The sequence below is a fragment of the Paraoerskovia marina genome (genome assembly GCF_900105445.1).
Lineage (GTDB): Bacteria > Actinomycetota > Actinomycetes > Actinomycetales > Cellulomonadaceae > Paraoerskovia > Paraoerskovia marina.
The window spans coordinates 1277424-1290196 of sequence record NZ_LT629776.1 but is presented as its reverse complement, the minus strand read 5'-3'; the positions used below and the strand labels follow the sequence as shown (position 1 = coordinate 1290196).

Annotated in this window: 11 protein-coding genes; 3 read left to right on the top strand and 8 right to left on the bottom strand. The window is 71.8% G+C overall.

The features are described 5' to 3' along the window. Positions 1–74 precede the first annotated feature (74 nt). The gene (locus tag BLU20_RS13920; RefSeq protein WP_172829028.1) at positions 75–365 is read right to left on the bottom strand and encodes a hypothetical protein; all 291 of its coding nucleotides are present in this window, start codon (positions 363–365) and stop codon (positions 75–77) included. 100 nt (positions 366–465) lie between these two features. Here BLU20_RS13920 and BLU20_RS05805 point away from each other — a divergent pair, with 100 nt between their 5' ends. After that, positions 466–2217 carry a SpoIID/LytB domain-containing protein gene (locus BLU20_RS05805; protein WP_172829027.1) on the top strand — a complete coding sequence of 584 codons (1752 nt, stop codon included), beginning with the start codon at positions 466–468 and terminating at the stop codon, positions 2215–2217. 19 nt (positions 2218–2236) lie between these two features. On the opposite strand, the gene BLU20_RS05800 is transcribed toward BLU20_RS05805, so the two are convergent. From BLU20_RS05800 to BLU20_RS05785, 4 genes are read right to left on the bottom strand one after another with little or no spacing between them, the layout of a single operon-like run. After that, positions 2237–3907 (bottom strand): glycosyltransferase, encoded by a 1671-nt coding sequence (locus BLU20_RS05800; RefSeq protein ID WP_083371919.1) that lies wholly within the window; start codon positions 3905–3907, stop codon positions 2237–2239. Continuing rightward, positions 3908–4096, bottom strand: a complete 189-nt coding sequence (locus tag BLU20_RS05795; protein WP_083371918.1) for a Trm112 family protein — start codon at positions 4094–4096, stop codon at positions 3908–3910. Between the two features lie 8 nt (positions 4097–4104). Continuing rightward, a complete protein-coding gene (locus BLU20_RS05790) occupies positions 4105–5583 on the bottom strand; it encodes a phosphomannomutase/phosphoglucomutase (protein WP_083371917.1) in 1479 nt (492 codons plus the stop codon). 24 nt (positions 5584–5607) lie between these two features. Next, a complete protein-coding gene (locus BLU20_RS05785) occupies positions 5608–5961 on the bottom strand; it encodes a DUF3499 domain-containing protein (protein ID WP_083371916.1) in 354 nt (117 codons plus the stop codon). A gap of 73 nt (positions 5962–6034) precedes the next feature. Here BLU20_RS05785 and BLU20_RS05780 point away from each other — a divergent pair, with 73 nt between their 5' ends. Further along, a complete protein-coding gene (locus tag BLU20_RS05780) occupies positions 6035–6577 on the top strand; it encodes a metallopeptidase family protein (protein WP_331713075.1) in 543 nt (180 codons plus the stop codon). Positions 6578–6587: 10 nt separating this feature from the next. Here the strand turns inward: BLU20_RS05780 and BLU20_RS05775 are convergent, their stop codons facing one another. The 3 genes from BLU20_RS05775 to BLU20_RS05760 all read right to left on the bottom strand — a co-directional run bounded on the left by BLU20_RS05775 (position 6588) and on the right by BLU20_RS05760 (position 11824). Further along, a complete protein-coding gene (locus BLU20_RS05775; protein ID WP_157270335.1) occupies positions 6588–8114 on the bottom strand; it encodes a DUF5719 family protein in 1527 nt (508 codons plus the stop codon). 523 nt (positions 8115–8637) lie between these two features. Continuing rightward, a complete protein-coding gene (locus BLU20_RS05765) occupies positions 8638–11415 on the bottom strand; it encodes a glycosyltransferase (protein WP_083371913.1) in 2778 nt (925 codons plus the stop codon). Positions 11416–11494: 79 nt separating this feature from the next. Next, positions 11495–11824, bottom strand: a complete 330-nt coding sequence (locus BLU20_RS05760) for a WhiB family transcriptional regulator (protein ID WP_029253113.1) — start codon at positions 11822–11824, stop codon at positions 11495–11497. Between the two features lie 148 nt (positions 11825–11972). On the opposite strand from BLU20_RS05760, the gene BLU20_RS05755 reads away from it, so the two are divergent. Continuing rightward, on the top strand, positions 11973–12710 hold the full coding sequence (locus BLU20_RS05755; protein WP_231959320.1) for a TIGR03089 family protein: 738 nt from the start codon (positions 11973–11975) through the stop codon (positions 12708–12710). Positions 12711–12773 lie beyond the last annotated feature (63 nt).

Below are 12773 nucleotides of genomic sequence, written 5' to 3'. Positions count from 1 at the left end.
CCGTTGACGATGCGCTCATTGTAGGGCGGGAGTCCTCTCCCGGGTGCAGCCTGCCGGGACCGTGTGCACACTTGCTAGATGTTCTTCGCCAACACGCACCGGGCAGGTGCGGCCGCGCTGATCCTCGCGCTCTGCCTTGCGTTCCTGCCGGGAGCGACAGGTGCGGAGGCAGCGTCTCGAACGCCCGCGGTGACGGGCGAGATCACCGGTCCGACGACGATCGCCCCCGGCGGCACCACCGTCGTGAAGTCTCGATACACGAAGAACGGCTCGAACGTCCCCGCCGCGACCGTCATGCTCCAGAAGTACTCCGGCGGCTCGTGGATCGACGCCGCCCCCATCACCATCAAGGACGGTTGGGGCAAACGAACGATCTACCCCAAGGGAACGACGAAGTACCGGATTCGAAACTACAACGGCTCGGCGATCTCCAGCACCTTCAACGTCACCGTGCGGTCTGCTGCCGTGACGGGCGAGATCACCGGTCCGACGACGATCGCCCCCGGCGGCACCACCGTCGTGAAGTCTCGATACACGAAGAACGGCTCGAACGTCGCCGCCGCGACCGTCATGCTCCAGAAGTACTCCGGCGGCAAATGGGTCGACGCCGCCCCCATCACCATCAAGGACGGTTGGGGCAAACGAACGATCTACCCCAAGGGAACGACGAAGTACCGGATTCGAAACTACAACGGCTCGGCGATCTCCAGCACCTTCAACGTCACCGTGCGGTCTGCTGCCGTGACGGGCGAGATCACCGGTCCGACGACGATCGCCCCCGGCGGCACCACCGTCGTGAAGTCTCGATACACGAAGAACGGCTCGAACGTCGCCGCCGCGACCGTCATGCTCCAGAAGTACTCCGGCGGCAAATGGGTCGACGCCGCCCCCATCACCATCAAGGACGGTTGGGGCAAACGAACGATCTACCCCAAGGGAACGACGAAGTACCGGATTCGAAACTACAACGGCTCGGCAATATCCAGCACCTTCAACGTCAAGGTCACCGGCGTCCCCTCGTCGTTCACGATCCGCGGTTCCGGTTTCGGACACGGTGTCGGAATGTCGCAGTACGGTGCGTATGCCCAAGCCCTGGCGGGGCGGCAGGCAACGACCATCCTCGAGCACTACTACAGCGGTTCGGACGCGTCGTGGCGATCCACGGAACGCAACGTGGCAGTCCAAGTCTTCGGCCCCGAGCCCTACGGGTACTCCAAGGGGCAGTACTCGGACGAGAAGTCAACGACGACGACGACGGTGTCCGGCGGAACCTGGCGTCTCAGGTCGTCGAGCGGAACGACCCTGACATCGGGCTCTGGGCGGACGACCATTGCATGGCGAGCCATGTCGGACGGCAGGACAAAGGCTTGGGTCAACGGCAAGGCCTACTACGACCGGTCGGGCGTTGCCCTTCAGTGGTCCGGGACCCGTTACCTCAGCTCGAGTGGCACCAAGGCAACCATTTCCATACCAGGCACGCACGGCATCTACCGTCACGGTCAGTTGACAGTGAGCGAAATCAATGGGCGAATCAACGTCGTCAACAACCTTCTTCTCAACACCGAGTATCTCTATGGGATCGCCGAAATGCCGTCGTCCTGGGGCACGTCTGACCGCTCGGCACTAGCGGCTCAGGCCATTGCGGCGCGAAGTTACGCGATGGCCCAGACGATGAAGACAGCGTGCGCATGCCAGGTGGTCGATGACGTCCGCGACCAACAGTTCAGCGGTTGGGTCAAGGAGAACGAGGGGACGAACGCGTACTACGGGAAGATCTGGAAGGCGGCGGTGAACGACACGGTCAAGTCGTCGACCAACGCACTTCTCCTCACGTACGGCGGCAAGCCTGTGGTCACCCACTACTTCTCCTCGTCCGGCGGTCGGACCGTCAACAGCGAAGACGTGTGGAGCTCCGTCGTTCCGTACGAACGCAGCGTGGCCGACCCATGGAGCCTGAGCGCGCCCGGCAACTCGATGGCCTCCTGGACCCGGACCATCACTCAGTCCTCGGCCCGGTCACTTTTCGGGCTCTCCGACGTCGCGTCGATCTCGGTCTCGAAGAAGTCGTCCGGAGGCACGATGATGGCTCTGACCGCCCGGTCGAGCACCGGTGCGACGTCGACGATCTCGGGTAAGTCCGACTCGCTTCGCGTTCGACTCGGACGGGCGACGACCCACGGCAGCCTCCCGGCGGCGTGGGTCAGTTCCATCGGTTAGTCAGACTCGCCCGCCGAGGTCAGCCGTCGAACCGCGCCTCCCACGCCTCGGCAGCCGCCTCCTGCGGCAGCGCGGCGGCGTACGCGGACCGTAGCGAGCGCCAACGCCGCAGTGCTCGTCCATGGAGCCTCACCGTCGTCGACAGCAACCTCCGTGCCCGTGCGCGGTCACGGACGAGCGACGTCGAGCCGTCCTCGAAGACCACCGCCGACGCTCGCAGTCCGTCGCGCCAGCCGAACTCCGCCGGGGACGGGAGGCGCACGACCCGACCTCCGTCGGGCACGCTGCCCGCGGGCGGCAGCTCGTCGAGGAGTGCCTGCGCCCGCGGCCGGACGGCGGTCAGGTCGCCGGACATCCAGCCCGGTCCGTCGAGAACCTCCGCGAGCGCCGCGTTCCAGAGCTCGACGGTCGTGTACTGCAGCGAGAGGACGTGCTTGACCTGGTGCAGCAGGGAGTCGCGCACGACCCCGCTGCCGGACCCGTAGGCCGCGGCGGTCGCGAGCCGGTTGCGGTGCATGGGCCAGGAGGACCACGACGAGAGCGACCCCTTGGCGGCCCAGGTCGGGTGCCAGACGTTGATGCCCGGCACGGCGGCGACCAAGACCCCTGCACGCCGGGCACGCAGCCCGTACTCGGCGTCGTCCCACTTGAGGAAGTAGGGGGCGGGCAGTCCGAGCCGTGCCACGGTGCCGGCCGGGAGGAAGGTCCCCCACCAGCCGGTGTATTCGGCGCGGTCGGACGCGTGGGTGAAGGACCACCGGTCCGGTGAGCCGGTGTCGACGGGCTCGGACGCGACGCCGTCGGCCGCGCCCCAGTGGAAGGTGCGCCGGTCGACCTTCTCGGCCAGTGCCTCGAGCGTGGTGCCGTCCTCGGCCGAGACGAGTCCGGTCCCGAGGATCGTGGGTTCCCGCGTCTGCATCGAGAGTGCGTGCAGCCGCCGGAGGGACTCGCCGGCGATCTCGGCGTCGTCGTCGAGGAGAAGCACGGGGTCGTCGGGCCAGCGGAGCGACTCGCGCATGCCTCGTCCGTACCCTCCTGAACCACCGAGGTTGGGCTGCTCGATCAGGACGACTCTCGCGTCGTCGAGCACGCCGTGCGTGTCGGCCGCCCGGAGCGAGTCGCCCTGGTCGACGACGACGACACGACCGACGGTCTCGGCGAGCGCGGGGTCCAGCAGCCGGACGACCTGCTCGAGACAGTCGGTCTCGCGGCGATAGGTCGGTGAGACGACGGTGACCCGGGTCGCCCGGCCCCGGTTGCGGCCGAGTCCCCCGCCCGACGCCCACTCGACGGCCTCGAGCCGTCCGCCGTCGGTGTCCCCCTCGAGCGCGATCCAGTACCAGTCGGTGCCCTCGGTCCGCGGGAGATGAAGCTCGCGGGTGCCGTCGAGGTCGTAGCGCCCGACGACGTCTCGCGTCCCGGTCGTCGGCGTCCGCCCTGCCGTCCCGGCGAAGACGGTCAGCGACCCGCGGCCGCGCACCCGCAGGCGCAGGTGCCCGGACCCGAGGAGGGACCGCCACCAGCCGACGGGGGCGGCGTTGAACCAGGTCCCGAGGTCGAGCGTGCCACCGGCCGGTACGAGGAGAGCATCACCGTCGCGCGTCACCGACTCTCCGTGCCAGTAGAGATCCGTGGACCGGTCCTCGCCGTCACGCGGCAGCTGGAGCCGCTGGAGATCGGTGTGCGGCACTCAGAGCCCCCGCGCGTCCGTCTCGAGGAGCACGGGGATCCCGTCGCGGACGGGGTACGCCAGCGGGCGGTCGGGGTCGGTCGAGTGCAGCTCCGGTGAGCCGTCGGGCCCGGTGGTGGGGACGAGCGTGGCACCCGTGACAGGGCAGCGCAGGATGTCCATGACCCAGGGGTCGACGTTCTCGGTCATCGTGGTCCTCAGTTCTCGTCGGTGGTGGCTCGCACGAGCGACAGGACGTCGTCGCGCACCTTGATCATGATGTCCTCGTCGGCCGCCTCGACGTTGAGCCGCAGCAAGGGTTCGGTGTTGGAGGCACGGAGGTTGAACCACCACTGCGGGTGGGAGTCCCAGTGGGAGACGGTCAGCCCGTCGAGCTCGTCCACCTCGACCTCCCCGCCCCCGGGGTTCGTCACGTAGGCGTCGACGACACGCTCTCGTGCCGCGACGACGTCGTCGACCGTCGAGTTGATCTCCCCCGAGGACACGTACGGCTCGTACATCTCGGCGAGGTCGGAGAGCGCGTGGGGCTGCTCGCCGAGCGCCGCGAGGACGTGCAGGGCGGCGAGCATGCCCGTGTCGGCGAAGAAGAAGTCGCGGAAGTAGTAGTGAGCGCTGTGCTCTCCTCCGAACACGGCGTCGTTGTCCGCCATCTCGGCCTTGATGAACGAGTGCCCGACGCGCGTGCGGACGACGCGAGCACCCGCGGCACCGAGGAAGTCGGGGACCGCTCGCGAGGTGATCAGGTTGTGGATCACCGTGGGGGTGCGCCCCTCGGCCTTCTCGCGCTCGACCTCGCGGAGGCCGACGAGGGCCGTCACGGCGGACGGCGAGACCGGGTCGCCGTGCTCGTCGACGACGAAGCACCGGTCCGCGTCCCCGTCGAACGCCAGACCGAGGTCGGCGTCGTGCTCGACGACGGCGGCGCGAAGGTCCTCGAGGTTCTTCGGCTCGAGCGGGTTCGCCTCGTGGTTCGGGAAGGAGCCGTCGAGCTCCCAGTACAGCGGGACGACGTCGAGCGGCAGAGGGTCGAGGCCGGCCGCGTCGCCCAGGACGGCGGGCGCGGTCAGGCCGGCCATCCCGTTGCCGGCGTCGACGACGACCTTGAGCGGGCGGATCCCGCGGATGTCGACGAGCGCACGCAGATACGCCGCATACTCGGCGAGCATCTCGCGGTGGCCGACGGTGCCGGGCGTCGGTGACGGCGCGGGGAACCCGGAGTCGAGGTACTCCTGCGCGAGCCGCCGCACCTCGGCGAGCCCGGACGCGAGTCCGACCGGTCGGGCACCGGCGCGACACATCTTGATCCCGTTGTACTGCGCCGGGTTGTGGCTCGCCGTGAACATGGCCCCCGGACGCTCCAGGACCCCGGCGGCGTGGTAGAGCCCGTCGGTGGAGCAGAGACCGATACGCACGACGTCGACTCCCGCGGACACTACTCCGTCGGCGAACGCCTCGACGAGGGTGTCCCCGGACTCGCGCATGTCCTGCCCGACCACGATGCCGGGGCGGTCGGCGGGCTCGGCGGGTTCACCGTCCGCGGGAACGTGCGCCCACTCCGGGATCACCACCACACGCGCGAACGCGGCACCGATGGCGCGGGCGACCTCGGCGTCCCACTGGTCGGGGACGACGCCGCGCACGTCGTAGGCCTTGATGATCTGCGTCAGGTCGCTCACGCACCCACCCTATCCGTGCGTGGGTCAGGAGCCGTCGGCGCGCAGCACCCGCAGGTGTCCTCGACGACCGACCTCGGCCATGTTCTCCGGCTCCGGGGAGTCGGTCCGCATCCCGGCCTCGCGCACCGCGTCGGCGAGCGCCGAGAGGTCGTCCTGGCTGGGCCCTGACTCGACGAACTCCGGAGAGAGGCGGACGACCTCCCATCCGCGGGGCGCGGTCAGGCGTTCGGCGTGGTCGGCACACAGGTCGTAGGAGTGCGGCTCGGCGAGGTGCGCGAGGGGACCGAGCACGGCGGTCGAGTCCGCGTAGACATAGGTGAGCGTGGCGACCGCGGCGCGGGTGCACGCGGTGCGAGAACACTGACGGACCGACTTCACGGGCCGACCATACGCCCCTCGCGGAGTGGCCGTTGCCCGCACACGCCGGACGGACCTGGCCTAGGCTCGGTCCGTGCCCTCCTTCCGTCGACGCCAGCAGCAGTCGTCCGAGCCTTCCAGGCCGTCGGCGCCCGTGTGGGCGGCGCGGGCCGAGCCGTCGCCGGACCTCGCCTACGTCGTCCCGGCGGAGGTCGCGGGCCCCCGCCGGCGGCGGGACCGTCGTGGGCGAGGCGTCCGCGGACCGTTGATCCCCCCGTCGGTGCCGGCACACCTGAGCCGGAGCGACCGGTTCGACGGCTACGTGCTGGCGGCGGTCGAGCGGGTGGAGGCCGTCTGGGGCGACGAGCTGCGCGGTACGGAGTTCGCCGTGGAGACGGTCCCGCCCTCGGACCCGCACCCGTGGGAGCCGATCGGTGTCCGCCTCGGACGGTGCCACCCGGCGGAGTCGGGCCAGCCGGCCCGGATCGTCGTCTTCCGTCGTCCGATCGAGAGCCGCGCCACCGGTCGGGCGGACCTCGCCGACATGGTCAGCGACGTCGTCGTGCAGCAGGTGGCCGAGCTCCTGGGCCGGAGGCCGGAGGAGATCGACCCGATGTTCGGGCGCGAGGACCCGTAGGCGAACGGGCTCAGCCCTGTCCGACGGTCTCGTCGACGCGGACGACGACGTCCTGCGGCCCGGCGCCGGCGGGCACGGGCGTGAGCGCCGAGAGGAGGGAGCCCGGGGCGCCGTCCTCCGCGTCCGGGGCAGGATCCCCGGCGTCGAGGAGCACGTTCCAGGTCGCTCCCTCCACGGTCACGAGCGCAACGTCGTCGCCGAGGCCGGAGACCGGCACCTCGACGGACGACTCGGCGACCAGCGAGAGGTCGCTCGTCCCGGCGACCTCCCCCGCGTCGTCGTACCCCGTGAGGGTGGCCGTGGTGGCGTGCTCGCCGGCGACGACGACGCGCGCGCGGGTCCCGTCGGGGATAGCCGCGGTCCCGCCGGTCGTCCCGGCGGCCTGCGCCGAGATCCACGCGCGGTCGACCTGGACGCCGCCGCGGGTCGAGTCGGGGTCCGGGTCTCCGTCGCGCAGAAGCTCGACGCCGGCGACGACAGGCTCGTCGGCCGAGACCCGGACGGTGTACGGGCCGGGTTCGAGCCCTCCGAGCCCCACGTCGACCACCCGGCCCGCCGGCAGGTCGATCGTGTCGATGCCGGGGACCGCGCGTTCGCCGTCGGGCCCGTAGAGCGTCAGCGTGGCCGTCGCGTCGACCTCCGGCGCCAGCAGACGGAGGGTGGGCTCGGTCTCGGCCCCGACATCCTCCCCGAGGCTCACGACCCCGGGCACCACCAGGTCGGTCGCGGGCTCCGCCCCCTGGGTGACGAGGTCGACGCCGGCGGCGACGATCCCGTCGACCGTGGAGTGCTGCAGGTAGGACGTGACGAGGCCGCCCTCCGCCTCGACGTGGACGACGGTGCGCGGCTGCTCCGGCGCACCGCCCTCGAGCAGCGTGACGATCTGCTCGCCGGGCGGCACGACGAAGCGGTCCGAGCCCGTCACCGCCACACGTCCGGCAGGCCCCCACACCGACACGGCGATCGCCGCCGGGGTGGTCCCCGGGTTCTGGAGGACGAGCTGCGAGGAGCTGCCGACCTCGGTGCTGCCCCCGACGAGCCACTGGCTGATGCCGGCGGTCCGGCACTCCCCTGCCGCGAGCCCGCGAAGGTCACCCGTGGTGGTCGTCGACCGTGCAGCTCCGGCGGCGAGGTCACCGCCGCCGTCGGGCTCGATCGTGATCCACGACGCCGACGTCGCGGGCGACGTCTCGACGACGGCCGCGCCGCCCCCGCGCGGTACGTCGGCGCCGTCCTCCCCGAGCGCTCCGGCGGTGGCCGGAGCATCCCCGACGACGCCGGCGACGGCCGCGCTCGTCGTGTCCAGCTCGGTGGTGAAGGCACTGTCCCCGACCGACTCGTCGTCGGTCATCCGTACCTGCGCAGGGCACACGAGCGTGCGAGCGAGGGGCGGGACGGTGATCGACGTCTGCTCGACGGCCAGACCGGGCGGGTCCAGCGGGACGTCGTCGCCGAACGCCGCCACGGCGCCGGCGCCGGCGAGCACGAGGACACCGGTGACGGCGGAGACCACGGTCGTGCGCGTGGGCCGCCTCATCGGGCCACCCCCCGCCGTCGCGCGACCGGGAGCGCGAGAAGTCCGATCACCACGAGCACCAGTCCTGTCCCGACCAGCCACGGCAGACGCCACGGCCAGTCGTACGCGATGTCGAGCTGCCCGCCGTCGGCACCCAGCTCGAAGGCCTGCACCCCGTCCGCGTCGACCGCGGTCAGGGCCCGGCCGTCCAGGTGTGCGGTCCATCCGGCGTCCGCGTGCTCGGCGATGATCACGCGACGGTCCTCGGCCCCCGGGGCGACGAAACCCTCCACCGTCGAGGACCGGGCGTCGAGATAGCTCTCGACGGTGCCGTCCCCCGCCTCGATCCGCGCCCACGCCGGGCCCACCAGGTCGTCCGAGGCACGTGTCGCCTCGGGAGCGACGACGCGCCAGAGCACGGACGAGCGGCCCTCGGTCACACGCTCGAGACCTGAGACCGTGTCGATGCGCGCGATCATCTCGGAGCGCGCACGGGTGGACTGCTCCACCTCGGGAACCACGACCCCGCCGACGCCCAGGTTCGTCAGGAGCTCGGGAGCCTGCGAGGAACCGGCCGTGGCGAGGTCGGCGACGACGTCGGCCAGCCCGTCGTCGGCACCCGCCTCGCGGACGTCGCGCAGGTGCACCGCGGCCGACGAGTCGACGAGCTGGCTGCCGTCCGCCCGCAGGAGCGCATAGGTGACGGCTCCGTCGTCGGCGATCTGCAGAGTGAGCACACGGGCCTGCCGGGGCGCCTGCTGCATCTGGCGGCCGACCGGCGGCACGACGGTGGAGTCGGTCGCGACGAGCTCACCCACGGACCCGGTCGACGGGTCGACGACGTCGCTCTGCCAGGCCCAGACGGTCGCGGCCGGGACGACCACACCCACGGTGCCCACGACCGCGGCCACCAGGCCGTGCACCCGCCGCGCGCGGCGGGTGCGCTCGACGGGCTCCGGGGCCTGGCCGTCGCGGCGTCCGCGCAGGGCGAGCAACGTCGCGCCGAGGAGTCCGGCGACCACGAGGGACGCCCCGCCCCCGGCCAGCCGCGCACGGGACCGTCGACGTCTGCCGCCACGGTCACGAGCTGGGCCCCGAGCGCAGCGACGGCCCCGAGGACGACGAGCAGCCACAGCACGCGGGCTCCGGCGGTGCGACCACGCCGGACGAGCGCCACGACGGCACCGACGACCAGCGATGCGCCGAGAAGGTAGGGCGCGATCTCGGCGGCGGTCCCGACCGCACCGTCCTCGAGCCCGAACCACGGGGTCGGTCGCGCCGGCAGGCCGAGCAGAACCTGCCAGGGTTCGACCTGTGCGGACGCCACCGGTACGCCCGGACTGGCTGCGAGAAGCCGCCACCCTCCTTCGGTCCACGTCACGACGACCTCGACGAGCAGCGGGACCGAGACGAGCACCGCCGGGAGCGGGACGAGCAGGAGCAGTCGACGACCCACGGAGGCGGTGAGCGCGACGGGCACGAGCGCGAGCAGGCCGACGGGCAGGAGCATCGGCTCGGCGGCGACGGCCACCGCGAAGGCGAGGGCCGCCGCGGCAGCGGCACCGATCGACCCGGTCCGGGTCTCCACGGCGGGCTCGTCCTCGTGGGGGGTCACCGCGGCGACCCGGTCGACGGCCTGCGCGCCGACCGTCCGGACCACGCCGAGGATCACCCACGGGAGCATCACGTGGGCGAGGACCGCGCCGAGCCTGCCCTCGCCGAGACCGATGAGCAACGGCGGCGCGGCCGTCCAGACCAGAGCCGCGAGCGCACGGAGCCAGACCGAGCGCGTCGCCGCGCCGGCAGCCGCCCACGCACCCAGGCCGGCGAGGAGCAGGGAGGCCGTGAGCAGCAGGTTGACGGACGCCTGGAGTCCGAGGACGGCGGAGAGCGGGACGAGCGACAGGAGGAGCGGGTCGGCGGGTCCGGCCGCACCCAGGCCCGTCGAGACCCACCCCCCGGTCGCCGCGTTCCACAGGTCGCCGAGATCGCTCTGAGCGGTGAGTACCGAACCACCGACCAGGCGTCCACCCGCGGCCAGCAGCCCCAGGACGGGCCCGAAGATCCACGCCGTGAGCCCGACGAGCGCGACGGCGACCACCGAGAGCGCGGTCCGGCGCCGCACGGCGAGCTGACGGAGCTCGGCCCGCTCGATCTCCGTGGGAGCACGCCGGGTACGGCGGCGTTCGTTCCAGGCCAGCCGGGCGTCCCTGCGAGCGCGCAGCACGTCACCCCACGTCGCCTCGAGCGGGCGGAGTGCCCCGCGGCGGATCACCGAGGTACGACGCCGCCGCGACCGTGCGCGGAGCGCCGCGACCGTGGAGGTGGCAGCCAGCCACGGGGCGACGATCTCGTCGGCCGCGCGACGCGGCTGCTTGATCGCCAACCGGTACATGGCGGCCACCGGACCCCACAGCAGCATCGCCAGGAGCGCGACGGGCATCAGGTAGCCACGGACCCACGTCAGGCGCTGGTAGAGCTCGGCCCGCCGCCGACTGCGGAAGGACGGGTCGTCGTCGCGGTGTCGATGGCGACCGGACGTCAGGACCTGTCGGTCGCGGAGGGTCACCTGGGCGTGGTGGACGACGGCCCCGGGGACCACGACGACGCGGTGGCCGGCCAGCCGCACCCGACGGCACAGGTCGAGCCCGTCCCCGAACGGTCCGAGCTGGGGGTCGGTCCCGTCGAGGTCTTCCCAGACGTCGCGCCTGACGAGGGCACCGACGAGGCTCACGGCCAGGACGTCGGAGCGTCCGTCGTGCTGGCCCTGGTCGATCTCCCCGGGCTGGATCCCGGTCATACGGCGCCCGAGCGGCGACGTCGTGATCCCGACGTGCAGCAGGCGCGGGGTCTCGCCGTCGTCCCACAGGACCTGCTTGGCGCCGGCGACGGCGACCGTCGAGCTGTGCTCGACCGCGTCGAGGAGCCGCGCCAGGGCGTCCGGGGCGGGAGCGGCGTCGTTGTGGAGCACCCACAGCCAGCGGTGCGACGAGCCCTCGGCGAGCGCGGAGCTCACGGCGGCGCCGAAGGTACGGGCTCCGGGGGCGGCGACGAACCGCGTCTGCCCGAGCGAGAGGTCGTCGTAGTCCCCGGTGGAGTCGGCGGCTCCGACGTCCACGACGACGATCTCGTGCGGAGAGGTCTCCTGGGCCGCGAGTGCCGCGAGCGTGCGCGACAAGAAGGGGCTGGGGCCGTCGGTGACGACGACCGCGGTCACCGTGGCCACGCGCGGTACCGCTCCCGTCAGCGCTGCGACAGCGTCGTACGGGGCGTCGGTCGAGTCTTCCGCTCGGGAGTGGCCGAGCATGTCCGAGGTAGTCATGCTGCGTTCATCATGCGCCCCGAACTTCGTGGTGCAAGGGATTTCAGGTCCGCGCGTCGCACGGGCCGAAGCCCCCGGATCAGACGGCGCGGCGCTTCAGCTTGCGGCGCTCGCGCTCGGAGAGTCCGCCCCAGATCCCGAAGCGTTCGTCGTTCTCGAGCGCGTACTCCAGGCATTCGACACGGACCTCGCAGCCCATGCAGACCTTCTTGGCCTCCCGGGTCGATCCGCCCTTCTCGGGGAAGAACGCCTCCGGGTCGGTCTGCGCGCAGAGGGCGCGCTCCTGCCAGCCGAGCAGCGTCTCGTCGACGGCGTCGTCGCCGAAGATCGAGAGGACCGGCGCGACCGGCTCGGCCGGTGTCATGGTGTCGGACGGAAATCCGTCCGCCCCGTCAAGAACGTTCCACATGCTGTGCCCCTTCATGGTTGTGGAAACCCCAATAGGTGAATTACACGTGTGTCATGCGGAGTCGTCAAGCCGAACGTGTGATATCGCCGTGCGTTCCGGACATCCTCGACAGAATCTTCACCCGGACCGACGGCGATAGGCTCTCCGGGTGACGACTCCACTGCCTCCGCACATCACTGACCTGCTCGTCCGTCTCCGCACCCGTGCAGGGCGTCCCTGCGTGACGTGGTACGGCGACGGCGGCGAGCGCGTCGAGCTCTCCGCAGCCGTGGTCGAAAACTGGGTCACGAAAACAACGAATCTTCTCGTCGAAGAATTCGACGCGAGTTCAAGTTGCGTGATTGCAATTGATGTGATTCCGCATTGGCGCTCGCTCGTCTGGTCTCTCGCCGCGTGGCGCACCGGCGCCGAGGTCGTCGAGGGTGACACCGGCGACGTCGTCGTGACGACCTCCCCCGCGACCGTCTCCGGGCGCGACGTCGTGGCGGTCGCGCTGCCGGCCCTGGCCCGGTCCTTCGACGGCGAGCTGCCCGCCTCTGCCGTCGACGCCGCGAGCGCGGTCATGACCTACGGCGACCAGCTCGGATGGGCACCGCCGGTCGACCCCGACGCTCCGGCGGTCACCGCCCCGAGGCGCATCACGCACGGCGAGATCGTCGCCGCGGCCGACGACGCCGCGACGGGCGTCCCGGCCGGTGCGCGTGCACTGCTGGAGGCACCGGACACCGGACTCGTGCCCTGGCTCCTGTGCGTGGTCGGCGTGCTCGTCCGGGACGGGTCGCTCGTGCTCGCGTCGACCTCCGTCGCCGCCGAGCTGCGCGCCGACCCCGACCGCCGCGCACGCCTGGTCGCGACCGAACGGGTCGACGCGGACCTTCTCGGCTGACGGCCGCGCCCGCCCGCGACCGCCCGTGCGAGAGCCGGACGCTCGCCGCGCGGTCGCCGCGCG